We start from the raw sequence: 25,557 nt of genomic DNA, 5'->3' as shown, positions 1-25,557 counted from the left end.
TTAGGATTAATGGGGGCTAATTGGTTATTTTGCAAAAAATTGAAAACGACCACCTATAACCTAATTGTAGCGAAATGGAGCATCCGTATGGATATATCAAAGACGGAAAAGTCTTTTTGAAAGGATTTTTAGAAAAAACTGACCGGGAAATAGGAGAAGTAAAAGAAGATGAGGCCTCCACGATCAGTTATTTTGAGGCTAGATTCGAGCAAATCAAGGAGAAAGTAGCAAAACTCAAATCGGATATTCAGGAAAACCAAAACAAGGGTTCTTTTCTGATGAAATTGATCCATCTCAGAGATTCTCTTTTTGAAAGTGACGCCTTAGGAGATTTTATTCCATTGATCGAAGAGCTAAACCAGCAGGAGGCTTTTCTAAATGAAATCATCCAAGCCAATAGAACCAAAAACCTTGAAGTAAAGCGAGTATTAATCCAGGAAGCTGAAGAGTTGAAAAACGATACAGACTGGAAAGAAACCGCAGAAAAATTTAAAGACCTCAAACTCCGCTGGATCAAAACCGGTCCTGTGGACAAAGAAATACAGGATGAAATCGAACAGGAGTTTAATGATGCCGTCCAAACTTTCTTCGAAAACAGAAGACATTTCTTTGAAGGACTAGCTCTTCAGGCCGAAGAAAACATCAAAGTTTATGAAGCATTAGTAGTTCAGGCCAGAGAAGCCCATGATCTGCCTGATGCAAAAATGGCTTTTGAAATTTCCAAGCGAATCCAAAGAGAGTGGAAAGAAGCCGGAAAAGTCCCTGCTGAAAGAAGACAACCGCTTTGGGATGAATTTTCCAAACTGAATAACAGAATATTTTCTCGGTACAAAAGAGGCCTTAATCCAGGACCTCAGATGCATCCTCGGGAGGTAGTTCGAAAGATTGAAGGCATGGTCGAGGAATTGAAAAAGATGGCGCATCAGCCCACTTCACCATCCCTTACCCATCGTGCCAAGGCCATTCAGGAAGACTGGAAAAAACTTCCTATGAGAAAACCTAAAGAGGCTAATCTTCCGGCTAGATCATATCAGTTTTTCATGGATATCATCTTTGAAAAGGCCTTTTTGGAAAAATTGGCTCATGGAAAATATGCTGATTTTGACTCCATAGATGTGCAGGAACAAAACAAAATCAAGTCATCAATTTTGAAGGACTTGCTACATCGGGATCAAAGCGAATTGGAGACCATGCAGAGCAATTCTGACAACTTCAGAGTGCAGACTCCGGACTTCGAAATGATGATGAAAAAGAAGCTCGCAGGGCTAAAAAGAAAAGTTGATGTAAAAAATTATATTTTGAAACAACTTTCTCCCAGATATTGAGTACAAACTACATATTCAAAAATTTACTATTCTTGCACTCTTAAAAATCCGGAACACCTTAAAATAAACACTATGTACTGGACACTTGAACTTGCTTCCTACCTTGAGGATGCACCATGGCCTGCCACAAAAGACGAATTGATTGATTATGCGATCCGCTCAGGCGCTCCACTGGAAGTAGTGGAAAACCTTCAAGAGCTTGAAGATGACGGAGAGCCTTATGAAACTATTGAAGAAATTTGGCCGGATTATCCGACGAAAGACGATTTCTTCTTCAATGAAGACGAATATTAATCAAAAGCCTCGCTATGCGGGGCTTTTGTCTTTTTAACTGATGGGATTACATCCCCAAAACTTGCCTCAATCTAGAATACCCTGTTTTGCTTACCGGAATTTTTTCGCCTTTCCGGAGTTTGACTAAATACGAATCCCGCTCATAAGGTTCTATTCCGGTTATTTCATTCAAATTGATAATGAAAGAGCGATGAACTCGAGCAAATTTCCCGGAGTCCAAACTTTCCTCCAGTGACTTCATGGTCATTTTCTTCAGAAATTTTCCTTCCGAAGTATGAATCCCGATGTAGTCGTCCTCAGCTTCAAAATAACTGACTTCCTGCACTGGAATAATTTTGATGTCATTTTTTACTCTTACCACCAGGCGATTGCTCTTTTCGGCTAAAGCATTCAAGGCAGACTTTTCTTCTTCAATTTGCTCTTTGGCTGCTTGTTCCAAATACCGATCAATGGCCTGTCGGAACCTTGCTTGGGAAAATGGTTTGAGTAAATAATCCAAAGCCTTGGCATCAAAAGCCTTCAGGGCATATTGATCAAATGCGGTAGTAAAAATTACGGCCGGAGGTTCATCTAATAATTCCAGCATCTCAAAGCCTGTGATTTTAGGCATCTGGACATCCAAAAAAATCAAATCGGGTTGATGATGCTGAACAGCCTTTAATCCTTCAAATCCATCGTGGCAAATTTGAATCACCTGAAACTGGGGGAAATCCATCAGGTATTCCTCCACAATTCCCGCGGCCAGAGGTTCATCATCAATTATTAAGGTCTTGATCATTGGTATTGAGGTATTTTCAATTGGACTTGAAAGACATTTTCTTCTGATGAAGTAGCCAAAAGGTCTTTCCTTCCGAATAATAAATATAGCCTGCGCTCCACAGAATTTAGGCCGAAGCCTGTTCCTTCCTGACTTGAGCTTTGAGCGTCAAAAGGATTTTCAACTTTTAAAAGAAGGTAATTTCCTTCCTTTTCGCATTCAATTTTAATCTTTACCTCACCTGTGACTCCATAGAGTCCATGCTTGATCGCATTTTCCACTAAGGGCTGGATGAGCAATTGAGGGATTTTTAATTTTTCAGTGCGCTCATCGATAGAAAATTCGACATCCAATCGGTGGCCAAATCTCACGCGCTCAATTTCCAAATACATTTTGAGGTAGTTCATTTCTTCCTCCAAGGAAATCCAGGATTTGGTGTCTTTTCTAATCGTCCCTCTCAAAAAATCAGAAAGCAAAAGCACCATTTCTCTGGCTTTTTGAGGCTGCTTAATTACCAAAGCATTGATCGAGTTCAGGCTGTTGAAAAGAAAGTGGGGTTGAAGCTGCTGTCTCAATTGAGCTAGTTCGGCGTCTTTGGACAACTGAAGCATTTGAGCTTCCCGCTTATTCAGTTCCTCTTGCCGTTCCAGTTTTGACACGACTAATGCAAGGAAAGCGATCATTTGTTCAGAAAGTGCCAAAAAAGCCAATCTGACATAGGTCGTATGATGAAGGAATTCCAGATATTCCTCCTGATCCTCCATCCACCAGGTCATAAAAAACCGATGGGCAAAGACAGAAAGGAAACTCAAAGTCACTGGCACCAAGAAGATCAGCCAAAGATTTCTTCCTTTTGGAGAAAAAAGACTGAAGACCATATCCAAAACCCAGATCCCTAATGCAAAGAGAAGGGCAAAGAAAAATGCATCCGTAAAAGCTTCCTCGACTTCTAATCCATAAAACCTGAACAAAAAGAAACATCCCGAGAACCAGAGGATTCCGGTTCCGGGGATGATCCATTTTCCCAAATTGGGATTTGAAAAAGCGTTAAAAAGCAAAGCGGTGTAGGTTGTTAATAGTTGGTATAAGGTCGTTAAAAGGATTTGATTTCCAAACCGCCAAAGAGGATAGTGCCTTTCAAGACCACCACTTTGGTAGGATCCACTCCTCCTTCTCTAAAGAATCTCTTGTCTTCCAAACCTGCAGCGATATTGGTCACTTCGGTACGGATATCCCAGTGAGGAGGAACGATCATTTTTACTCCACCGAAGATGATATCTACCTGAATAGTGATCACTCCATTGAAATCCACTTGGGTCAGGTCTAAATCCGCTCCGCCGAAAGCAGCTGTTATTTTTCCTCCTTGGAAGTTTTTGGACATCACTTTTCTATTTACCCCGCTAAAGATGGCATCAATGTTCAATCTGTCAGCAAAGGAAGTTCCTGTGGTTCTGGTAAATCCGGTATCCCCACCTAGGGTACTTCCAGAGTCATCCATAATCTTGGCGTCTTCTACTGTTGCACTTGAACTGGAAGAAAAAGAGCTGCTTGATTTTCTATTGGTTTCCCAGTTTTTTCTCACCTCTTCAAGGATTTTATTTTCCTTTTTCTTTTGGGTGATCAAATAAATCCCGAGCGCTATCAATCCCAGAGGCCAGACGTATTGACCTAAACCAAAATCAAGATCGAATTCATTTCTAAGGAGAAAATAAGAGCCGAGGAATAGCATGACCGCACCGAAAAAGCTTCTGAATTCATGTTTGATCAAGGTGAAAACCCCGATGACAATTAGAATCATTGGCCAGGTCAAAACCCAACCCGGAATGAAAATTCCCATTTTTTTCAAAAGTAAAATCACCCCTATTCCGAGGATGATAAACCCGAAGGCGATGTTTCCATCATTGTTTAATCTTCTTTGATTTCTCATGGCTAGTTTGTTAAAGTTGATGATCAAAAGTACTTCAACCGCCAAGGCAAGAGAATAAGGAATAGGCCTGAAAAAGCTAAAAGTCGGTGAAAATGATAAAATCGTCGGTAAAAATGCAGGGTGAAATTTCGCCTACTTACTTTCTTTTGGAAATCAGGTAATCTGCATATTCCAAGTCCTCAGGAGTTGTGATTTTGATATTTTCAGGATTTCCCGAAATCAAAGTCACCTGCCAGCCTTGGTATTCATATACGGTGGCATCATCGGTGAATTGAGGAATTTCCTCAGACTGAAAAGCTTTTTTGATTTTTTCCACCTGAAAAGTCTGTGGGGTCTGAACCAATCGATAATCCTGTCTTTCCTTTGAAAAGCTTTTCCCATCGTCAGTAAGCATTCGAAGGGAATCTTTCAAAGAAACTACAGCAACCCCACTTCCAGTTGCTTGGGCCTGAGCAAAGCTTTCCTGAATGACTTCTTTTTTGACAAAAGGTCTAACCCCATCATGGATAGCCACAAGATCTACATCATGAGATAAAGCTAGGAGTCCATTTCTCACAGATTGAAAACGTGAATTACCTCCAGCAACTACTTGGTGAGATAAGTTGAAAGAAAAATTACGACAAAGATTTTCCCAAAAATCGAAATCATCCGAAGGCAGGACCAAAATCAATTCCATGCTTGGATCTGCCTCATGGAAGACCTCCAAAGTATGCATCAATACAGGCTTTCCTCCAATGGGAAGATATTGTTTAGAAACAGGGCCACCCATGCGAGTGCCGCGCCCACCTGCCACCAAAATTGCCGCTTTCTTCATTTCGCTAATTTTGAAACAAAGGTAAAACTAAAGGTGAATTGGGATAATCCTTCTGTTTTATCAAAATATGAAGCATAAAAAAAGCTCCTTTCGGAGCTCTTATCTTTTACAAGATCAACATGGCATCTCCGTAGGAGAAAAACCGATACTTTTCTTTGATAGCTTCTTTGTAAGCCTTCATGATCAAATCATATCCACCAAAGGCCGCAGCGGTCATCAGCAAAGTAGACTCTGGTAAATGGAAATTGGTGATCAAGGCATTGGCGATTTTGAATTCGTAAGGAGGAATGATGAACTTATCAGTCCATCCGCTACTTACTTTAAGTCTTCCGCCTGCAGTTACTGAAGATTCAACTGTCTTAAGGGAAGTTGTCCCAACAGCCACCACTTTTCTCTTATTGTCTAAAGCCTCATTAACCAGATCCACGGTTTTTTGCGGAATGTCATAGTTTTCTGAGTCCATTTTATGTTTGGTAAGATCTTCTACATCAACTTGTCTAAAAGTCCCCAAGCCCACATGTAAAGTAATTGGAGTCACATCGATTCCTTTCAATTCAAGCCTCTTGAGCAATTGTGGAGTAAAATGAAGACCAGCTGTAGGAGCTGCAACCGCACCCAGATTTTTAGCAAAAACTGTTTGGTATCTTTCTCGATCTTCTGGCTCAATTTTTCTATCGATATATTCCTTTAGGAGTGGTGTCTCTCCCAAGGAATCAATAGTCTTTTGGAATTCTTCCGGAGTTCCGTCAAAAAGGAAACGGATGGTTCTTCCTCTTGAAGTGGTATTGTCAATTACCTCTGCCACCAAATCACTGTCTCCGAAATACAATTTATTTCCTACTCGGATTTTTCGGGCTGGGTCTACCAAAACGTCCCAAAGTCTCAACTCAGGATTCAGCTCTCTAAGAAGGAAAACTTCAATTTTAGCTCCGGTCTTTTCTTTATTGCCATAAAGTCTAGCAGGAAAAACTTTTGTGTCATTTGTAACAAAAACATCACCTTCATCGAAATAATCTAGGATATCTTTGAAGGATTTATGTTCAATTTGACCAGTCTTTCGGTGTACAACCATCAAACGAGATTCATCTCTGTTTTCGGTTGGATAAAGTGCGATAAGTTTCTTTGGAACGTCAAATTTGAAATCTGATAATTTCATATGGGAGATTTAGAAGTCTTTCCTTTTTGGTAATTATTCTTTTTGCTTTAAAAAATGCAAAGTTAACAACAATAATGTCCAAATTCAGCTAACTTAACAAATTGTTTTAACCAACTATTAAAAAGCATGCTCTTTTTCCGCCTGACTTGGGAAAGTTTCCGCTTTGCGATCAATGCCCTGAAAACTAACCTCACCCGTACCGTTTTATCCCTTTTGGGTGTAACTGTAGGGATATTTGCCATCATTACGGTTTTTACCTTGGTGGATTCACTGGAGAATAAAATCAAGTCCTCTTTTGCATTTCTTGGAACCAATGTGATGCGAGTTGACCGCTTTCCATTTGAAGGAGGAGGACCCGATTACCCTTGGTGGAAATATTTCAGGAGACCTGCTGCCACTTTTTCTGAATATAAATTTCTGGAGGAGAGAATAAAAAATGCAGAAGGTGTTACTATTTCAGCCTCATCCACGACTACGGCCCAAGCAGGCAGCAATGCCTTCGAAGGAATGGCCCTAACCGGGGTAGCCTACACCTATCAAGATGTGTATGAAGTTGCTTTGGAGGAAGGAAGATACTTTTCCGAATCAGAAATTAACGCTTCTAGAAATCTAGCTGTTATCGGTAAGAAAATCGCAACTACACTTTTTCCCAATCAGCCAGCCTTAGGCAAAGAAGTGAAAATTAAAGGGATGAAGTTTATCGTCATCGGAATTTTTGAGGAGGAAGGTGAGGGATTTTTGGAGCTTCCGTCCAAAGATGAAGCTTGCTTGATTCCTTATGGGGCCTTTACCAAAATGTATTACACAGGCAGAAATGGACTTGAGCCTACAATTGCTTTAAAAGGTAAAGATGAGGATGTAGGATTGGTTGCTTTGGAAAATGAACTAACTGGTCTTCTTCGAGCAAAAAGAGGACTAAAACCAACTCAGGAAAACAATTTTGCTTTGAATAAAACTGAGTTTATCCAAAATACAATCGGGTCAATATTTGATGTAATTTCTGTAGCTGGATGGGTAATTGGCGGATTTTCGATTTTGGTGGGTGGATTTGGAATTGCAAATATCATGTTTGTCTCTGTACGGGAACGAACCAATATTATCGGGATTCAAAAGTCCCTTGGAGCCAAAAACTATTTTATCCTATTCCAATTCTTGTTTGAAGCTATTTTCTTAAGTCTTATTGGAGGTGGTACAGGAATACTTTTGGTGTTCCTTTTGAGTTTTGTCCCTATTGGAAGTCTTGATCTTATTCTATCATTTGGAAATATTATCCTAGGAATAGGTGTCTCTTCGATTATCGGAGTAGTCGCGGGAATTGTACCGGCTACCTTGGCAGCAAGGCTGGACCCAGTGGAAGCTATCAGAACGGCATAAAATAAAAAGGGCTGCAGTGATGCAGCCCTTCTCTTTTTCAAACTTTAAAAATAAATCAATCCTCTACGCCAACTGTTGGCTCAGTTGGTAAAAGACCAGAAGCAGCTTTGATTTTAGCTTCCAACTCTTCCATCAATTCCGGATTGTCCAAAAGGAGATTTTTTACAGAATCTCTGCCTTGTCCTAGTTTTTCTCCATTGTAGCTAAACCAAGATCCGGCCTTTTTAATAATATCCAATTCCACGCCTAGGTCGATTATTTCCCCAACTTTGGAAATCCCCTGACCATACATGATATCAAATTCTACAACTTTGAAGGGAGGAGCAACTTTATTTTTCACCACTTTCACTCTAGTTCGGTTACCCAAAACATTGTCAGCACCTTCTTTGATCTGACCCACTCTTCGGATATCCAATCTTACTGAAGCGTAAAATTTAAGGGCATTACCACCAGTTGTAGTCTCTGGATTACCAAACATTACGCCGATTTTATCTCTCAGCTGGTTGATAAAAATACAAGAGCAACCGGTCTTATTGATAGCACCAGTTAGCTTTCTTAGCGCCTGTGACATCAATCTAGCTTGAAGGCCCATTTTGCTTTCTCCCATTTCTCCTTCCAATTCCCCTTTGGGAACCAAGGCGGCAACAGAATCTATGACGATGATATCAATAGCGCCTGAGCGAATCAAATGTTCAGCAATCTCCAAAGCTTGCTCTCCATTATCTGGCTGGGAAATGAGCAGGTTTTCCGTATCGATCCCTAACTTCTCTGCATAGGTTTTATCAAAGGCATGTTCTGCATCAATGAATGCAGCCAAACCACCAGCCTTTTGAGCTTCTGCAATACAGTGCAAAGTAAGCGTGGTCTTACCTGAAGATTCAGGTCCATAGATTTCAATAACCCTACCTCTAGGAATACCCCCTACCCCTAAAGCCATATCCAACCCCAATGAACCTGTGGAAATAGCAGGGATGTCCTGAACCTTATTGTCGCTAAGCTTCATGACTGTCCCTTTTCCGTAGGTTTTTTCGAGTTTATCGATGGTCAGCTGAAGCGCTTTAAGTTTTTCTGCGTTGTTACTCATATGTATGACTGATTAGAAAAAGATTTAAGGAAATTTACCAAATACCCCTGCATAATCAATGCGGGAGCGGGATTGTTTTAGATTCCCAAATTTGTACTTTTATTTATCCAAACAGGTCTTTTTTTCGTTTATCTCTTTAAAAAACTTTGTTTTTGTCACCTATTGTCAGAAGTTAATGAAGAAGTTGTCACTCCTGCTTTGTGGGATTTTCATTAGTATTTCTTTCCTCTTTGCACAAAACAGAAGTGCAAATCAGGCTTTTACGTTTGGAGAAGAGCTGAATTTTGAAGTGAGCTATGGCTGGTTGAATCTCGCAGATGCAAAACTTCAAGTTGGGAAGAAAGCTGTGATGGAAGATTCAAGACCTCATTATAAAATCGATGCCTTCGGCAAAACCAAAGGGGCAGCTACGATTTTTGGACGGGTCAATGACAATTGGGGGACTCACTTAGATACAGGCAGCATTTTACCTTCTCTTTCCTATAGACATATAGAAGAAGGAAATTACAGGAAACATGAAAAGGTGATTTTTGACCAAAAAAATAAAGTCGCCAAAATGGAGCTTTATGACCGGGACAATAAAGTCCTGAAGGAGGTCAAAGAATACAAATTGCCTGGTTATGTTCAGGATTTGGTGAGTGGGTTTTATTTTTTGAGAACTATGGATCTCGAAAATCTCAAGAAGGGACAGGAGATCTTGATCACCGGATTTTTTGATAAAGAAATATATAACCTAAAATTAATATACGAGGGCACCGAAAGATTGGAAACCAATCTTGGGGAAAAAGAAACCTATGTTTTTTCACCCAAAATCCCTCAAAACAAGCTGTTTAGAGGAGACTTTCCGGTCAAAGTTTGGGTCACAAGAGACAAAAACAAAATCCCAGTGAAAATCAAGGCCAATCTGTTCATCGGTTCCCTAAATCTGGATATTGCTTCGGCCAAAGGATTGAAACACAATTGATTTACAGGAAATTTATTCAAAATTAACCTTGGGGTAACACTATCCTGAAATCCGATATTTTTCTTTAGCATTTCAAACTAATGACAGATGATTGTTTGGGGTCAATCTTCAAATAATCATTATTTTTAACCAAACCTTTACAAAAGCTTTATGGGCGACAAGAAGAAGATTAAAGTATTGATAGTCGATGACGAACCAGATATCGTCGAAATCCTTAAATATAATCTTCAAAAAGAAGGCTATGAAGTAGCCACCGCAGAGGATGGAATCAAGGGAGTAAAGACTGCCAAAAAATTTCTTCCCGATGTAATTCTTCTCGACATCATGATGCCAAATCAGGATGGAGTGGAAACTTGCCGACAAATTCGCGAAGTCCCGGAATTGCAAGGCACTTTTGTCATTTTCCTCACAGCCCGAATGGAAGAATATTCAGAGGTAGCCGCATTTGATGTAGGCGCTGACGATTACATTACCAAGCCCATAAAGCCACGAGCTTTAATGAGTAGAATTGCTGCTCTTTTCCGCAGGGAATCCAAAAAAGAAGTGGAGCAATCCCAAATCAAGATCAAAGATTTAGTAATCGACAGAGGTAGCTACACTATTGATAAAGGAGGAAAAACAATTACCCTTCCCAAGAAAGAATTCGAGCTTTTGTATTTTCTTGCCAAAAACCCTAATATGGTTTTTAGTAGAGATGAACTCCTCCATAATATCTGGGGCTCAGACGTGTTTGTACTAGCCAGAACGGTAGACGTACACATCCGTAAAGTCCGTGAGAAAATCGGAGAAGACTACATCACTACCGTAAAAGGTGTAGGATACAAGTTCGATTTGGGATAATTAATGCTAACCGGTTCAAGGGGAATTTCTTTAATACTTGCAGTGGCCATTTCCACCTTGGTGATGGCCTTTCTTTCTTTATTCTCCGCAAGCAACTCGCTTATTCTTGGAGCCACCTGGGTGCTTTGTTTCTCCATTTCCTATTTGTTGATCACCATCATGCTGGAGTTTCTGGTTTATCGGGAGATTGGAAATATTTATTCTTTACTGGAGAAAATTCAGAAAAAAGAACTCTCCGAAATCCACGACAAATCCCTTAGATCCTCACTTTCTCCGCTAAGAAGAATCAATTCAGTCATTAATTCCTACGCTAATGCACGGCAAAGGGAGATCGAAACGCTTCAAAAAAATGCCGAATTCCGAAGGGAATTTATCGCTGATATTTCCCACGAGCTCAAAACCCCAATTTTCGCAACTCAGGGATACATACATACACTCCTAGATGGAGCAATAGAAGACAAGCAGGTTCGGATGAAATTTCTGAAGCGTGCGGCAAAAAGTTTGGATTCTTTGGACATTCTTGTCCAAGATCTCCTTACGCTTAACCAGATGGAAAGCGGGGTAATTAAATTCAATTTCAGCGAATTTGACCTTAAGGACCTTATTTTAGAAGTCATCGAAGAGCTCGAGCATAAAGCGTCCAAAAGGGATGTGAAGATCATTTTTGACTTTGACCCCGAAAAGAAATATCTAACCCTAGCTGACCGACAAAAAATCTACAGAGTTTGTCAAAACCTGATTTTCAATGCGGTCAAATACAATCATAATGGAGGAGAGGTTAAGGTTAGTTTAAAGCAACAGAAGAGTAATATTCAGGTCGAAATCAAAGACAATGGTCAAGGCATCCCGCCAGAAGATTTGAAGCGGATTTTTGAGCGTTTTTATCGTGTAGAGAAAAGCAGAAATAAAAAAGAAGGCGGAACAGGTCTCGGATTAGCCATAGTCAAACACATTTTAGAAGGCCATAAAAGTAAAATCTCTGTGAGCTCTACTGTAGGGAAGGGATCCATTTTTAGTTTTTCACTTCCTCTTGAGAAAAAAGAAATCAAAGAGGTTGTTGAATCCTAATTAAATCCGCCTGGTCAAGATTTTCTAAAGAATCTTCAAGGATTTGAAGAAATTAACTTTTTGCCATTTGAATTCCCTACCTTTGCCCCCTCTTTGAAGTAGCGGGAGATCCATGAAGAAAGTAGATTTTCAAAACCTTATTCTATTTGAAAACGGGGATTACCTGGTAATCAACAAGCCGCCTTACCTGTCGAGCTTAGACGACCGGCATGAGGCGCAGAATATCCTAGACCTTGCCAAGGCTCACACAGCAGATGCCCAGCTGTGTCACCGACTGGACAAGGAAACGTCAGGATGTCTGGTGATTGCCAAGAATCCAGAGGCCTACAGGCACTTGGCCATTCAGTTTGAAAATAGAAAAGTGGAAAAAGTCTACCATGCCGTGGTAGAGGGGATTAAAGAATTCCACCAGGAATTGGTGGATAGAAATCTACTCGCAAACAATAAAGGAATCGCCAAAGTAAGTAAAGAAGGCAAGCCAGCGCAGACAGTTTTCAATACCTTGAAAACCTACTATGCACACACTCTGGTAGAATGCAAGCCCATTACGGGCAGGCTTCACCAAATCAGAGTACACTTGGCCTATTTAAAGTCTCCGATTTGTGGGGACACCTTATATGGTGGGAACCCTTTATTTCTTTCTTCACTCAAGCGCCGCTTCAATCTCAAAAAGAACACGGAAGAATTACCCATCATGCAGCGGGTTTCTCTTCACGCCTACTCGATTAGTTTCGAAGGCTTGGATGGAAAGCAGATTAAAGTAGAAGCTCCTTACCCCAAAGACTTTCAAGTTTTGGTCCAGCAATTGGAAAAAACGGCCTAGTCAAAGGCAAAGGATCGCTCAAAAACAAAATTCTCTTTGGAGAATTCATCCTAATCCTATGAAATCGAGCAAGCGAATTTGGCTGAATAATAAGCTCAAAGTTCCCCGCGAGATTACATGTGGCCTTGAAAAACTCAAGTAACCACATGAAAATTAGGGATTAGGATTGCAAATAGTTTGCATGAAAAAAATAATACTTCTATCTTTGTGTCCCTTTTTGGGGTCGATAATAATTTAAAAAGCTAAAAATTAAACAGTTACACAGTGGATACTCTGAGCTATAAAACCATCTCAGCCAACAATTCCACCGTAGAAAAGCAATGGGTCATTGTGGATGCCCAAGCTGCTATTCTAGGAAGATTGGCGAGTGAGGTTGCGAAAATCTTGAGAGGAAAGACGAAGCCTAGCTTCACTCCTAACGTAGACTGCGGTGACAACGTCATCGTAATCAACGCAGACAAGGTAAGACTGACAGGTGACAAGTGGGATGCAAAAGTATATGTGCGCCACACCGGTTACCCAGGTGGACAGCGAATCTCTACACCTAGATTATTGAAGCAGAAGTCTTCAGCGATCTTGGTTGAGAAGGCTGTAAGAGGCATGTTGCCTAAAAACAGATTGGGAAGAAAATTGTACGGTAACCTGTACGTGTATGAAGGAGCAGAGCATCCTCATGCAGCACAGCAGCCAAAAGCTATCACCCTTTAATCGCTAAATCATGGATACTATCAACAAAATCGGTAGAAGAAAGACCTCCGTAGCCCGAATCTACATGACTCCGGGAAATGGAAAAATTACCGTGAACAATCAAGCAATTGAAGTGTACTTCCCATTCGATTTACATCAAATCGTGGTAAAGCAGCCTTTGGCACTAGTAGGTGTAGAAGGTAACTACGACGTTCAAATCAATGTGGACGGCGGAGGAATTAAAGGACAGGCTGAAGCAGCTCGTATGGCAATCTCAAGAGCACTATGCGAATTTGATGCAGCTCACAGAGGTCCTTTGAAAAAAGAAGGCTTCCTTACTCGTGATCCTAGAATGGTCGAGCGTAAGAAGCCAGGACGTAGAAAAGCAAGAAGAAGATTCCAGTTCTCCAAGCGTTAATCGGGACGATCTTCATTCCATAGAAAACAATTTTATTCATGTCAAAAATCGAATACAAAGACTTACTGGATGCTGGTGTTCACTTCGGACACTTGACGAGAAAGTGGGATCCAAGAATGGCTCCATATATCTTCATGGAGAAAAACGGTATCCACATTATCGACCTCAACAAAACGCTTGCTTGCCTCGACGAAGCATCCAACGCAATCAAGCAAATCGTACGTTCCGGCAAAAAAGTAATGTTTGTCGCTACGAAAAAACAAGCCAAAGACTTGGTAGCTGCAGAAGCTCAGCGTCTAAATATGCCTTACGTGACCGAAAGATGGTTGGGTGGTATGTTGACCAACTTCGCTACTATCAGAAAGTCCTTGAAGAAAATGTCCGGCCTTGAGAAATTGATGAAGGAAGATTCTTACAAGAACTTGGCGAAGAAAGAGCGTTTGATGGTTAGCCGTCAGAAAGAAAAAATGGAAAGTGTTTTGGGCGGTATCGCTGACCTAAGCAGACTTCCAGCTGCTCTTTTCGTAGTGGACATCAAAAGAGAACACATTGCTATCGCTGAAGCTCAAAAATTAGGCATTCCAGTTTTTGCATTGGTGGACACCAACTCTAACCCTAACGAGGTGGATTTCCCAATCCCTGCAAATGACGATGCTTTCAAGTCTGTTTCTTTGTTGGTGAAAGCTTTCGGGGCTGCTATCGAAGAAGGTCTTTCTGAGCGTAAGAAAGATAAGGACGATGCTAAACTTTCTGAAGAGGAAGAAGCAAAGAGAGCAGTGGATGCTGAAACACAAGAATAATCCACAATCGATTTGAATACAGAAAAATTGAACATCTGGCTTCGGTCGATGTTCAATTTTTTGTTTTTACTCAATCTTCTCGACTCTCAAGTTCCCTCAAAATCGATTTTGAGTTAAAAATCTGAGACGGAGACTTTGAATGAATTTATTAATCGTTGATATAAAACTGATCACAACATGGCAATTACTGCACAAGACGTAAACAAACTGAGACAAATGACCGGTGCCGGTATGATGGACTGCAAAAAAGCTTTGACAGAAGCTGAAGGCGACTTCGAAAAAGCAGTAGACATCCTCAGAAAAAAAGGTCAAAAAGTATCTGCTTCCAGAGCTGACCGTGAAACCAAAGAAGGAGTAGTAGTAACTCGAGTAGCTAATAATGGCGCAAAAGGCATTCTACTTTCTTTGACTTGCGAGACTGACTTCGTAGCAAAAAATGAAGAATTCGGTGGTTTCGCCAATACATTGATTGACCTTGCAGTAGCTAACAACGCTACTACAGTTGAGCAAATCCTCGCTCTTCCATTTGATAATATCACTGTAGCTGAGAAAATCATTGAAATGACCGGTAAAATCGGTGAGAAAATCGAGATCTCTCACTACGAAGTAGTTAATGCTGAGAAAGTTGTTCCTTACATCCACTCCAATGGTAAATTGGGCGTATTGGTAGGTATGGTCAATACTTCCGGTGCTGATGTAGAAGATGCTGGAAAAGACGTAGCTATGCAAATCGCTGCTATGAATCCAGTAGCTGTAGACAAGGATGGAGTAGACGCTTCTATGATCGAAAGAGAAATCGAAATCGGTAAGGAGCAGGCTAGAGCTGAAGGTAAGCCAGAAGAGATGTTGGAAAAAATCGCAATGGGTAAGCTTCAGAAGTTTTACAAGGAAAACACCTTGTTGAGCCAGCAATTCGTAAAAGACAACTCCAAGTCTATCGCTCAATACCTTGACGGTGTAAGCAAAGGCTTGACAGTAAATACGTTCAAGAGAATTTCTATCGGATAATCTCCAAATTCTCTAAATCAAAAAACCCTCTCAAATTAATTTTTGAGAGGGTTTTTCTTTTAATTAAAAAAAAAAATTAAAACTATTTGCCTAATAATAATAATATAATAGCATTAACTAACTAGTCGGTTAGCCACTTTTGGCCAAAAGTTTTTTCAACAATCAATTCTTTAAAAAAATGAAAAACGTAAAAAAAATTCTGTTTGCCAGCATTTTTGGGCTGGGATTAGCCATGTTTCTTCCAATTCAAAAAGCGGATGCTGCTTGCCCAACTGCTTATGATGTGACCTATCCATCCAAGTATTGTGATCCACAGGGATTTGGGAGTTGTACCAGATTATGTCCTGGTGAGCAATAATAGTTTTTGGCAGGGGAGTTCTCCCCTGCCTTATCATTAATCCATTCATTTATGAAAAAATCATTCCTCTTTCTTTTAATTATTTCTTGTTTAGGATTAACCTTTTATTCTTGCAAAAAGTCAGATAAAGAATCCAAAAATTTTGAGTTAAATGAGTCTCAAATTCAGTTAATTCTACCTATTGACGACAGCAGCTCCAATATCAGTGATGGTTTGACCTATTTACAAGAAGAAAATTTCTTATTTAGTCTCAACTGGATGCAAAACAGTATTCAGATTTATGATCTTAATTCAAGAAAGAAAGTAAAGGATTTAAAATTTGAATATGAAGGTCCTTTTGGGGTGTTAGATATTATGGGAATCTATCCACATTCTGTGGACAGCATTTTTCTTTTTAATCAGCTTGAGCCACAAATAACCTTGATTGATACTTCTGGGAGAATCAAAAGCAAATTAGCTTATCAAACGCCTGATCAATATAGTCCAGCTTTTATCCATAACGCATACTTTTCCAGTCCTCCGATTTTAGAAAATAACCGGCTTCTGGTAAAAACCCATTTCTATGGACCACTTCAGAATATGACCCAAAGTGAACTTCAAGAAAAAGAATTGGCCTATGAAATTGACTTGAAAACAGGAAAAACATGGTTTTTGGATTTCAAATTCCCAAAAGACTACATGCCAGATGGATTGAAACTATTTGAGGCCTCAATTGCAAAAGGAGCTGGAAAATATGTGTACTCCCTTTTCGGAGATCATCGGTTATTTTTTGTGGAGGAATTGGGAGATTCCCTTCAATCTGTCAATGGGAAAAGTGATTATTTACCAGAATCTCTTCCACTGTTCCCCCTAAAAGGTGATGGTCTAGACTTTAGAAAATACTCTTATTACAGTCCTCATTATGAAAGTTTAGAATACGATCCTTATCGGGAGGTATTTATCAGATTTGCTTTTCATCCCTATGAACAAGATGAAAGTGTTTCACCCTCAGACATGAGGAACCATTCAGGACCTTTTTCCATTCAGGTTTTTGATAAAGATCTCAACCTAATGAGCGAAACTCCATTTCCTGCGAACAGATATCATCCTTTCGACTATTTTATAACACCTGAAGGAATTTACATTTCAACAAGCCATCCACTCAATCCAGAAATTAAGGAAGATGAAATTAAATTCGAACTTTTAGAATTTGTAGAAAAAAAAGAATAATCATAAAAAAACCCTCTCAAATTAATTTTTGAGAGGGTTTTTCCTTTTATCAGGAATTCATCAATTCCTCTATTTCTTCCGCCTCGATGGGAATATTTCTCATCAAGTCAAAATATCCTTCCTGCTGTACGACAATATTGTTTTCCAGTCGAATGCCAAAACCTTCCTCTGGAATATAAATCCCAGGCTCTACCGTAAATACCATTCCTGGCTTGATCGGGAAATGCATCGTTCCTACATCATGCACATCCAAACCCAAGTGATGAGAAGTTCCATGCATAAAGTACTTTTTATACGCTGGCCAATTCGGATCCTGATTTTTTATGTCCGTTTGGTCAATTAATCCCAATCCGACCAATTCAGACTGCATGATCAAGCCAACTTCCTTGTGATATTCCTGAATGGTCACTCCAGGCCGAAGCATGGAAGCTGCTTGCCGCTCCACTCTCAAAACAGCATCGTATACCTCACGTTGTCTTTTGGTAAATCTACCACTCACCGGAATAGTCCGAGTCATGTCGGCATTGTAGTTGCCATACTCTGCTCCTACGTCTAAAAGGATTAACTCACCGGCATTGCAGGCCTTGTTGTTTTCTATATAATGTAAAACACAAGCTGAAGGTCCAGAGGCAATTATAGGCTCATAGGCAAAGCCTTTGCTTCGATTTCGGATAAACTCGTGGATGAATTCTGCCTCGATTTCGTATTCTGTCACTCCCGGCTTCAAAAAAGAAAGAACTCTTCGAAATCCTTTCTCAGTAATATCACAGGCAATCTGCATTTGATCAATTTCCTCCTGCTCCTTCACAGCTCTTAGTTCGTGCATGATCGGAGCGGCTCTTTCGTATTCGTGAAGCGGGAATTTTTCCTTGCAGGATTTGATAAACCGGGCATCTCTAGTCTCCACTACCACTCCTGCTCTCAGGTGCTCATTGGTATTCAGGTAAACTCGTTCTGAAAGCGCCATTACGGAATTGAAAATCAACTCAAAGCCAGATAACCATTGGATATTTTTAATCCCTGAAGCAGCCTCTGCTTCCTCTTTGGTGTATTTATGTCCTTCCCAAACGGCGATATGCTCATTCGTTTCTCTAAGAAACAAAACTTCCCTCCACGCAGGATTGGGGCAATCCGGAGCGACCAAAAGAATAGTTTCCTCCTGATCTATCCCGGATAAATAAAAAAGATCATTGTTTTGGCGAAATTTCATCGTACCATCTGCATTTGTCGGCATGATGTCATTTGAGTTAAAAATTGCCACGGAATTCTTTGCCATTTTGGTAGCAAACTTATCCCGGTTTCGGATGTAAAGTTCTTTGGTTAGGGAAGTGTATTTCATTTTCTTCTTAATTCAGTTTTTTGATTCCGTTTTTACAGACAAATTGTTTTTTCGCCTGATTTAGGCGCATCATTTCCATATTCTCTTCTTGGTCGGTCCAGCTTTCTTTATGCCAAAGATGGTATTGAACCGCTAGATTTCTCAGGGATTTCAATTTGAATCCCAATCCTTCAAACCTCCAGTGCAAATCAATATCCTCTCCAACTGCTGGACGAATATAGTCTTCATCAAATCCATTAATCGCTTCAATTGCATCCCGATGAAAGGACATGTTACACCCCTTGAGCTGACTCATTTTTCTTAATCTTGGAATAAAACCCAATAAACCCTTGGGATCAATAAAAAGTCCTTCTTCAACAAAACTTCCTCCTTCTTTTTTGATTTTGGAAGAATTTTGCCGGATGAATTTATTCATTTCCTCCAGTGCAAGCTCCCCATTGAGAAGTAAATCAGAAGTTTGAGGATCTAATTTGATTCGTTTTCCCGCGAGAATTGAATTTTTGTCTGAAAGTTTCCAATGAAACTCCATAAATCGAGGATGAAGCACACAATCCCCATCAATGAAAACCAACCAATCAGTCTTTGCGCTTTGTATGGCCCGATTAAGTGCTTGATTTTTTCTCCATCCAACATCTGCTTGGGTAAGATGTAAAATTGGAAATGAAGTTTTAAGCGTGCTCAAGTAGCTCTTCATCTCCTCACTATCTCCATCTTCAGAAATAATCACCTCAAAATCGCGAAAAGTTTGGATCTCCACTGATTTCATTACTGCATCCAAAAACTTCGTGTTTTTATAGACAGAAATGATTAGGGAGGACTTGAGGGAAGAAGATTTTGACATATAGATTTGCGGAACCAAACTCATCTTGGCATTTTCTTGTTAGAAAATCCAACCATACAAACTTAAGGCTATTCCAAAGAAGATAAAAAGCTGATTTTTTCGCTACTTTCAATTTCAAACTGAATTTCATGTACCAAATCAAAGAACTTGCAAACGGCATCCGGATAGTTCATCAACAGGTCACCCATACCCGGCTGGTCCATTGCGGCTTCATTTTGAATATAGGCAGTCGGGACGAGGACAAGGAGCAGGAAGGACTGACCCATTTTTGGGAGCATATGGCTTTCAAGGGAACCCATAAGCGAAAAACTTTCCACATCATCAACCGACTGGAATCCCTTGGTGGGGAGCTCAACGCCTATACCACCAAGGAGAAAGTCTGCTTTTACGCTTCAGTTCTAAAAGATCATTATCCGAAAGCAGCAGAACTTCTATATGACATTACCTTCAACAGTACATTTCCAGAAAAACAGATTGAGAAAGAAAGGCAGGTAATTCTGGAAGAAATGGCCATGTACCGTGATTCTCCTGATGATTCCATTCAGGATGAGTTAGATGCCTTGGTTTTTGAAAATCATGCTTTGGGAAGAAATATTCTAGGAACTGAGGAGACAGTTTCCCGATTTTCTCAGCAGGATTTCTTTGACTTTATTTCCACTCACCTGGACACTTCTCAGGTCATCTTCTCCATTGTGGGGAATATTTCTTTTGAAAAAGCTTTAAAAGCTATCGAGGGACCACTTTCAGAAATCCAACCCAAACACACCCTATATGTGAGAAATGGCTTTCATGGCTTTTCTCCCAAAACAAAAATCGTCGAAAGAGAAGTGACCCAGTCACTCTGCGCGATCGGAAGACCCGCTTATTCCCTTCATGATCCCAATCGATACAAGCTTTATTTGCTCAATAATATTCTGGGTGGACCGAGCATGAATAGCCGATTGAACCTTTCTCTAAGGGAAAACTACGGCTATGTCTACAGCATTGAATCCAGCTATCAACCCTTTTCTGACACTGGATTTTTTGGGATTTATTTTGGAACAGAAGAGAAAACCTTGAAAAAAGCCCAAAGCATTGTAATCCGGGAAATGGAAAAACTTCGGAATAAAAAACTGGGGACACTTCAACTCCATATGGCTAAAGAACAGGCTATTGGACAAATGGCTATGGCTGAGGAAAATTATGCTGCCCTGATGCTGGTGTATGGCAAAAGCCTGATAGACCACAACAAAATAGATCCATTGGAACTCATTTTTGAAAAAATCAGGTCTACCACTTCTGAAGAAATCCAGGACATTGCCCAGGAAATATTTGACCCCAGCCAATTGAGTACTTTGACTTATATCCCTGCTTAAAATGGAATTTATTGACCCGGCACTTCTGGCTTATTGCGAGACTCATACTTCTGAGGAAGATGCTCTTTTGAAAAAAATAACTCGAGAAACCCAAGCCAAAGTATTGATGCCAAGAATGCTTTCTGGCCATCTCCAAGGTAAAATGCTGGAATTGTTTACCAAAATGCTCAATCCTCAAACCATCTTGGAAATCGGAACCTATACCGGGTATTCTGGAATTTGCCTTGCCCGAGGACTCAAACCCGGAGGAAAGCTAATTACTTTGGACATCAACGATGAACTGGAAACCATGGTGAGAGGCTTTTTCAAAGAAAGCGGACTTGCAAGTCAAATCGACTACCGCCTGGGAAATGCCAGAGAAATTATCCCAAGTCTAGAGGGTCCATTTGATATGGTGTTTATAGATGCAGATAAGTTTTACTATGCTGAATATTATGACTTGGTGATCGATAAGGTCAGCAAAGGGGGAATTATTCTGGCAGACAATGTCCTCTGGTCAGGTAAAATCTTAATAGAGGAGGGCAAGAAAATCGACAAAGACACTCAGGCACTTTTGGATTTCAATCAAAAAGTTCAGAATGACCCAAGGGTAGAAAATATTCTACTTCCTATCCGAGATGGGGTTTTAATGGCGAGAAAACGCTGAAAGATCAAATTGGGAATCATTTTTGCTAAATCTGGACTAAACTTACCAGACTAGTATTTCCCATGAAATTCCGAAGAATTAGCTTCATTTGGACACTTTTACTTTTCATCCAGTCAGGATACCTTTTCGCCCAAATCCCTCAAGTGCCTTCGGAGATAGAATTTGCGGATTTAGTAATCCGAATCAATCCTCAGGCTAAACGCGAAATCCAGTTGGATGTCGATGCACTTTACAGAAATCCAACCTATTTCAAAATCAAACAAGACCGGGTAAATCTCTACATGCCGATCATTGAACGAGAGTTGAGAAGCCAAGGCGTACCTGAAGATTTGAAGTATTTGGCTATTCAGGAAAGTGGACTTATCCCCGATGCGGTTTCTACTTCCAATGCAGTTGGATTTTGGCAGTTCAAACAAGGAACCGCAGAAGAAGTCGGACTTCGGGTAGATGGGCAAGTTGACGAAAGAAAAAACATCATTACTTCCTCAAGAGGTGCCGCCAAATACCTGAAAAAACACCAAGCGGTCATGGACAATTGGATGACTGCAGTCGTGTCTTATCAAATGGGCTTGGGTGGAGCGAAATCCTACTTTGGCAACCAATATTCCGGAAAAAAAGTAATCGAGATCGATAGAAACAGCCATTGGTATTTCAAAAAATTCCTAGCTCATAAGGTCGCTTATGAAGGTCAAATCGGAGTTTTTGCTTCCAATCAAAAATTAGCGGAGGTTCAAATCCAAGGGCCAACTACCTTTTCTGCTTTGGCCAAAAGGTTTGGAGTTTCGGAAGATCATCTCAAAGAATTCAATAAATGGGCGGTTAACGGGAAAGTTCCTGCTGGTTCATATACCTTATTTTATGTTGCTTCTGGCTCCTTGCCTGTTCAGCCAGCCATCACCCAGAATCAGGAAAAGCCTAAGACCAATACTTCCAGCCAATCGGCCTCTTCCAAAAATTCCCCCGCTTACAAGCAAGCTAATTCTTACCCAAGAATTAGCGGAAATACCACCCAAGCCAGTAAACCTAACCAGATTACAGTAAACGAGCTAGACGGTGTACAAGCTTCCAAAACAACTTCTCAAACCAAGTTTGCGGATGAAATTGGAATCAAGGAAAAGAAATTCAGAAAGCTCAATGACTTGGAGCCTGGTGAGCGAGTGGAAATTGGCAAATATTATTACACAGAAAAGAAAAAGGCCAGCGCTGAGGTAGAAACTCATATTGTGCAGCCTGGAGAATCGCTTTGGAGCATTTCTCAAAAATATGGAGTTCGTCTTTCTTCCTTGAAATCCAAAAATCGAATCAGAAAAGAAACCGACCTCAAACCGGGAATGGTATTGAATTTAAGAGAACCAAGAAAGCGAGGGGAAGAAATCCCAGTAGTGCCAATTTCTCAGCCTAAGGAAAGCCCAAAAACTGTGATCGCGACAACTGAAACTTACCAAGAACCAGTGCAAACAGAATCCAGATACGAGGAAAGGGAGACTAATTCCATTTCTACCAGCTCCTCTTATCATACCGTTTCCAAAGGAGAAACCCTGTATTCAATATCCAAAAGGTATGGAGTGACAGTCGATCAACTGAAATCTTGGAACCAAATCGGAAGCCAAAACATCATTTCCGTCGGACAGAAATTGGTTATCTTCAAGCCCTAACATCGCTCTTACCACCCTATTGAATGCCTAGAATTCTTGTTCTCATTGGAATTTTATTTTTTTTCCTTGGCTCAAAAGGCTTTGCTCAGGACCGGTTGATCATACCTGATACCGTATTGATCAACGGAGATACCCTGATCATGCTGGGGGATTCTATTTTGGTGGATGAGCCCGTGAAAGAAATTTTCTGGAATACCGGAGGAAATTATAATCTCAATATTCAGCAGGTTACTTTGAGCAATTGGGCTGCAGGGGGTGCAAGTTCATTTGCTCTAAACTCAGGCGTAACGGTTTTTGCCAATTATAAAAAAGACAAGAAAGTGTGGGATACGCAGATGACCCTTAACCTTGGCTTTAGCAAGCAAAATGACCGGGCTTATCCAACACGAAAGACAAATGACAACTTTGTCTTCTCCAGTAATTATGGCCGGGAGCTTTCAGAAACTTACTACCTATCCACTCAACTTGATGCCCGAACTCAGCTCTTGGAAGGGTACAAATACAGTCGTCCTGCTGGAAGTGAATCCGACTTGAGAACCAAAATCTCAGACTTACTTTCACCGGGATACATCCAATCCTCCACGGGTCTTAACTATAGAAAAACCCTACGGGACAAAAGCAAACTTTCGATAATTGCCTCTCCTTTTACAGGCCGATTTACCATTGTTCTCAATGATTCTTTGAGTAATGCAGGGGCTTTTGGGGTAACCAAAGGAGAAAATGTCAGAGCTGAGGCCGGCGTTTCCCTGTCTGCCAAAATCACTGATTTTATCTTGATGGAAAATGTCACCTGGAGGTCCAACATCAACCTGTTTTCCAATTATGAAAGCTTTGGGAACTTGGTGGTGAACTTCAGTTCAGATATCCGCCTAAAGGTCAATAAATTCATTTCGACCAGAATCGAAACCGTGCTCATCTATGACGAGGATGTATTTATCAAGCAAGATGATGGGACGAGCAAACAGGCCGTTCAGCTCCAAAACCTAATTAATTTTGGAGTCTCTCTGGATTTTTAGAAATCCACTTCCAATCCGAATTTACGCTGAAGCTCCATCAAGGCAGGGTGCTTCTCCTTCAAGTAGGTCAACTTTTCAGAATTGGTGTAAAGTCTGTTCGAATTGGTCTCGACCTCTTCCTTAAGAAGGATTTGAATAGACAGCTGATCAGCTCCTGACAAACTTCTAATTTGACTTACCAAATCAGGACGCATTTTATTAGCAATTTCCTCCTGAACGGATCCCACTACTTCAATGGTAACCACTCCATTTTCCACCTTGATTTCTTGATCCAATATGGCCAATTCCATATTTTTCCCAGCCGCCTTGAAAAAACCCTTGACTTGGCTAATGCAGGAATTCAACATTTCTTGAGTTAAAACAACTTTGGATTCCTCCTGAGAAGCCTCCTCTAGTACAGATTCTTTGACCTCGACTTTGGCTTCCTCTTTACTTTTTTCATCTACCAGTTTTTTGGTATGATGTAGGCTGGTAGGAATAGAAACAGTAGTTTTTAAAGCACTGCTTTTTGACTTGGGGAGAGAAGGAATTGAAGGAATTACTTTTGCTGGAGCTTCTGGCTCCGAATCACTCAGACTTTTTTTTTTGAGTCTTCAGCCAATACAGCCAAACGAAACGCCTGAGGGAGCTTAGCCATTTTCATAAGAGCTAATTCCACATGGAGACGCTGATTCTTACTGGTTTTGTAATGGATATCGCATTGGTTAGCGAGATTGAGAGAAGACAGCAAAAAGGAGGTAGATGCTGCCTGAGTCTGCTGAAGGTATCTCTCCTTTGCTGATTCGGAAACCTGAAGCAATTCCACTGTTGCCTCATCCTTCACTACCAAAAGATCTCTGAAATGCTCACTCAAGCCGACAATGAAATTATGCCCATCAAAGCCCTTTTTCAAAATCTCATCAAAAATCAAAAGCGTGGATGAAATATCTTCCGCCAATAAAGCATCCACGACTTTGAAATAATAGTCATAATCGAGGATATTAAGATTTTCAATCGTCTCCTGATAAGTGACCTTTTTCCCCGCGGAATAAGTAACGATCAAATCAAAAATCGACAAAGCATCTCGAAGAGCTCCGTCGGCTTTGGTTGCAATCAATCGAAGAGCTTCCTCTTCGTAATCGACTTTTTCCTTCTCGGCAATGTATTTCAGATGATCTGAAATATGCTTGATCTGAATACGGTTGAAGTCAAAAATCTGACAACGAGAAAGAATGGTTGGGATGATCTTATGCTTTTCAGTAGTAGCCAAAATGAAAATGGCATACTTAGGCGGCTCCTCCAAGGTCTTCAAAAATGCATTGAAGGCAGCAGTGGAAAGCATGTGAACTTCGTCAATAATATAGACTTTATACTGGCCCTTTTGAGGAGCATAGCGCACCTGATCTACTAGATTCCGAATATCATCTACTGAGTTATTGGAGGCAGCATCCAGCTCGTAAATATTGAAAGAAGAGCTATTCTGGAAGGAAACGCAGGATTCACATTTTCCGCAAGCTTCAAAGTCTTTGGTGATGCTTTCGCAGTTGATGGTTTTTGCCAAAATTCTGGCGCAAGTCGTTTTTCCTACCCCACGTGGACCGCAAAAAAGAAAAGCTTGGGCAAGATGATTGTTTTTGATAGCATTTTGAAGTGTGGTGGTGATATGCTGCTGCCCCACTACACTTTTGAAATCTGCCGGTCTGTATTTCCTTGCCGAAACGACGAAATTTTCCATCGCTGCAAGATATAAAAAAGTGCATACACAGAAAGCCGGAAAAAGCCCCTTTTGGAAAGTTTTTACCTAAAATCCTGAGAACTAG

The 25,557-nt window shown here is 40.5% G+C and carries 27 protein-coding genes; 17 read left to right on the top strand and 10 right to left on the bottom strand.

The genetic code is table 11. From position 1 onward, the window contains the following. The first annotated feature begins 74 nt into the window (after positions 1–74). Entirely contained in the window at positions 75–1,325 is a 1,251-nt protein-coding gene (locus DFQ04_RS11975) for a DUF349 domain-containing protein (protein WP_133556148.1), read from the top strand. 72 nt (positions 1,326–1,397) lie between these two features. Continuing rightward, positions 1,398–1,619: a DUF2795 domain-containing protein gene (locus DFQ04_RS11970; RefSeq protein WP_026952747.1), complete on the top strand. Its 222-nt coding sequence runs from the start codon at positions 1,398–1,400 to the stop codon at positions 1,617–1,619. A 46-nt stretch (positions 1,620–1,665) separates the two neighbouring features. Here the strand turns inward: DFQ04_RS11970 and DFQ04_RS11965 are convergent, their stop codons facing one another. From DFQ04_RS11965 to queA, 5 genes are all read right to left on the bottom strand, one after another. Continuing rightward, entirely contained in the window at positions 1,666–2,397 is a 732-nt protein-coding gene (locus DFQ04_RS11965; RefSeq protein ID WP_133556146.1) for a LytR/AlgR family response regulator transcription factor, read from the bottom strand. Further along, positions 2,394–3,434 carry a sensor histidine kinase gene (locus tag DFQ04_RS11960; protein WP_243739675.1) on the bottom strand — a complete coding sequence of 347 codons (1,041 nt, stop codon included), beginning with the start codon at positions 3,432–3,434 and terminating at the stop codon, positions 2,394–2,396. The genes DFQ04_RS11965 and DFQ04_RS11960 overlap by 4 nt, the downstream gene beginning before the upstream one ends. Before the next feature lie 35 nt (positions 3,435–3,469). After that, a complete protein-coding gene (locus DFQ04_RS11955; RefSeq protein WP_133556144.1) occupies positions 3,470–4,303 on the bottom strand; it encodes a LiaF transmembrane domain-containing protein in 834 nt (277 codons plus the stop codon). A 136-nt stretch (positions 4,304–4,439) separates the two neighbouring features. Continuing rightward, complete coding sequence (locus tag DFQ04_RS11950; RefSeq protein WP_133556142.1) at positions 4,440–5,117, bottom strand: 2-C-methyl-D-erythritol 4-phosphate cytidylyltransferase; 678 nt, start codon at positions 5,115–5,117, stop codon at positions 4,440–4,442. 106 nt (positions 5,118–5,223) lie between these two features. Beyond that, on the bottom strand, positions 5,224–6,273 hold the full coding sequence (gene queA / locus DFQ04_RS11945; protein ID WP_133556140.1) for a tRNA preQ1(34) S-adenosylmethionine ribosyltransferase-isomerase QueA: 1,050 nt from the start codon (positions 6,271–6,273) through the stop codon (positions 5,224–5,226). Positions 6,274–6,399: 126 nt separating this feature from the next. Here queA and DFQ04_RS11940 point away from each other — a divergent pair, with 126 nt between their 5' ends. Next, entirely contained in the window at positions 6,400–7,647 is a 1,248-nt protein-coding gene (locus DFQ04_RS11940) for an ABC transporter permease (protein WP_133556138.1), read from the top strand. A 55-nt stretch (positions 7,648–7,702) separates the two neighbouring features. On the opposite strand, the gene recA is transcribed toward DFQ04_RS11940, so the two are convergent. Next, complete coding sequence (recA, locus tag DFQ04_RS11935) at positions 7,703–8,731, bottom strand: recombinase RecA (RefSeq protein ID WP_133556136.1); 1,029 nt, start codon at positions 8,729–8,731, stop codon at positions 7,703–7,705. Positions 8,732–8,906: 175 nt separating this feature from the next. Here recA and DFQ04_RS11930 point away from each other — a divergent pair, with 175 nt between their 5' ends. From DFQ04_RS11930 to DFQ04_RS11885, 10 genes are all read left to right on the top strand, one after another. Next, on the top strand, positions 8,907–9,695 hold the full coding sequence (locus tag DFQ04_RS11930) for a DUF3108 domain-containing protein (protein WP_133556134.1): 789 nt from the start codon (positions 8,907–8,909) through the stop codon (positions 9,693–9,695). A 150-nt stretch (positions 9,696–9,845) separates the two neighbouring features. Then, positions 9,846–10,535, top strand: a complete 690-nt coding sequence (locus DFQ04_RS11925) for a response regulator transcription factor (protein ID WP_133556132.1) — start codon at positions 9,846–9,848, stop codon at positions 10,533–10,535. Between the two features lie 3 nt (positions 10,536–10,538). After that, positions 10,539–11,603: a sensor histidine kinase gene (locus DFQ04_RS11920; protein ID WP_133556130.1), complete on the top strand. Its 1,065-nt coding sequence runs from the start codon at positions 10,539–10,541 to the stop codon at positions 11,601–11,603. Positions 11,604–11,715: 112 nt separating this feature from the next. Next, positions 11,716–12,426, top strand: a complete 711-nt coding sequence (locus DFQ04_RS11915) for an RluA family pseudouridine synthase (protein WP_133556128.1) — start codon at positions 11,716–11,718, stop codon at positions 12,424–12,426. 264 nt (positions 12,427–12,690) lie between these two features. Beyond that, on the top strand, positions 12,691–13,134 hold the full coding sequence (rplM, locus tag DFQ04_RS11910; protein ID WP_133556126.1) for a 50S ribosomal protein L13: 444 nt from the start codon (positions 12,691–12,693) through the stop codon (positions 13,132–13,134). A gap of 10 nt (positions 13,135–13,144) precedes the next feature. Beyond that, on the top strand, positions 13,145–13,531 hold the full coding sequence (gene rpsI, locus DFQ04_RS11905; RefSeq protein WP_133556124.1) for a 30S ribosomal protein S9: 387 nt from the start codon (positions 13,145–13,147) through the stop codon (positions 13,529–13,531). 38 nt (positions 13,532–13,569) lie between these two features. After that, positions 13,570–14,331: a 30S ribosomal protein S2 gene (gene rpsB / locus DFQ04_RS11900; RefSeq protein WP_133556122.1), complete on the top strand. Its 762-nt coding sequence runs from the start codon at positions 13,570–13,572 to the stop codon at positions 14,329–14,331. 177 nt (positions 14,332–14,508) lie between these two features. Beyond that, positions 14,509–15,339: a translation elongation factor Ts gene (tsf, locus tag DFQ04_RS11895; protein WP_133556120.1), complete on the top strand. Its 831-nt coding sequence runs from the start codon at positions 14,509–14,511 to the stop codon at positions 15,337–15,339. 178 nt (positions 15,340–15,517) lie between these two features. After that, the gene (locus DFQ04_RS11890) at positions 15,518–15,697 is read left to right on the top strand and encodes a hypothetical protein (RefSeq protein WP_133556118.1); all 180 of its coding nucleotides are present in this window, start codon (positions 15,518–15,520) and stop codon (positions 15,695–15,697) included. 51 nt (positions 15,698–15,748) lie between these two features. Then, positions 15,749–16,906, top strand: coding sequence for a DUF4221 family protein (locus tag DFQ04_RS11885; protein ID WP_133556116.1), 1,158 nt, complete (start codon positions 15,749–15,751; stop codon positions 16,904–16,906). A 49-nt stretch (positions 16,907–16,955) separates the two neighbouring features. Here DFQ04_RS11885 and DFQ04_RS11880 read toward each other — a convergent pair whose 3' ends face one another. Both DFQ04_RS11880 and DFQ04_RS11875 read right to left on the bottom strand, forming a co-directional pair. Further along, positions 16,956–18,245, bottom strand: a complete 1,290-nt coding sequence (locus DFQ04_RS11880) for an aminopeptidase P family protein (protein WP_133556114.1) — start codon at positions 18,243–18,245, stop codon at positions 16,956–16,958. A 7-nt stretch (positions 18,246–18,252) separates the two neighbouring features. Next, positions 18,253–19,086 (bottom strand): glycosyltransferase, encoded by an 834-nt coding sequence (locus tag DFQ04_RS11875; RefSeq protein ID WP_133556112.1) that lies wholly within the window; start codon positions 19,084–19,086, stop codon positions 18,253–18,255. Positions 19,087–19,214: 128 nt separating this feature from the next. Here DFQ04_RS11875 and DFQ04_RS11870 point away from each other — a divergent pair, with 128 nt between their 5' ends. From DFQ04_RS11870 to DFQ04_RS11855, 4 genes are all read left to right on the top strand, one after another. Then, positions 19,215–20,441: a M16 family metallopeptidase gene (locus DFQ04_RS11870; RefSeq protein WP_133556110.1), complete on the top strand. Its 1,227-nt coding sequence runs from the start codon at positions 19,215–19,217 to the stop codon at positions 20,439–20,441. Position 20,442: 1 nt separating this feature from the next. Continuing rightward, positions 20,443–21,087, top strand: a complete 645-nt coding sequence (locus DFQ04_RS11865; RefSeq protein ID WP_133556108.1) for an O-methyltransferase — start codon at positions 20,443–20,445, stop codon at positions 21,085–21,087. Positions 21,088–21,149: 62 nt separating this feature from the next. Then, positions 21,150–22,742 (top strand): lytic transglycosylase domain-containing protein, encoded by a 1,593-nt coding sequence (locus tag DFQ04_RS11860; protein ID WP_133556106.1) that lies wholly within the window; start codon positions 21,150–21,152, stop codon positions 22,740–22,742. Between the two features lie 23 nt (positions 22,743–22,765). Next, positions 22,766–23,758 carry a DUF3078 domain-containing protein gene (locus tag DFQ04_RS11855; protein ID WP_133556104.1) on the top strand — a complete coding sequence of 331 codons (993 nt, stop codon included), beginning with the start codon at positions 22,766–22,768 and terminating at the stop codon, positions 23,756–23,758. Here DFQ04_RS11855 and DFQ04_RS11850 read toward each other — a convergent pair. Continuing rightward, the gene (locus tag DFQ04_RS11850; protein WP_133556102.1) at positions 23,755–24,048 is read right to left on the bottom strand and encodes a hypothetical protein; all 294 of its coding nucleotides are present in this window, start codon (positions 24,046–24,048) and stop codon (positions 23,755–23,757) included. The genes DFQ04_RS11855 and DFQ04_RS11850 overlap by 4 nt on opposite strands. Before the next feature lie 281 nt (positions 24,049–24,329). Beyond that, on the bottom strand, positions 24,330–25,472 hold the full coding sequence (locus DFQ04_RS11845; RefSeq protein ID WP_133556100.1) for a DNA polymerase III subunit gamma/tau: 1,143 nt from the start codon (positions 25,470–25,472) through the stop codon (positions 24,330–24,332). Positions 25,473–25,557 lie beyond the last annotated feature (85 nt).

This window comes from Algoriphagus boseongensis, from assembly GCF_004362805.1.
GTDB lineage: Bacteria > Bacteroidota > Bacteroidia > Cytophagales > Cyclobacteriaceae > Algoriphagus > Algoriphagus boseongensis.
This window is presented reverse-complemented; position numbering and strand designations above follow the sequence as displayed.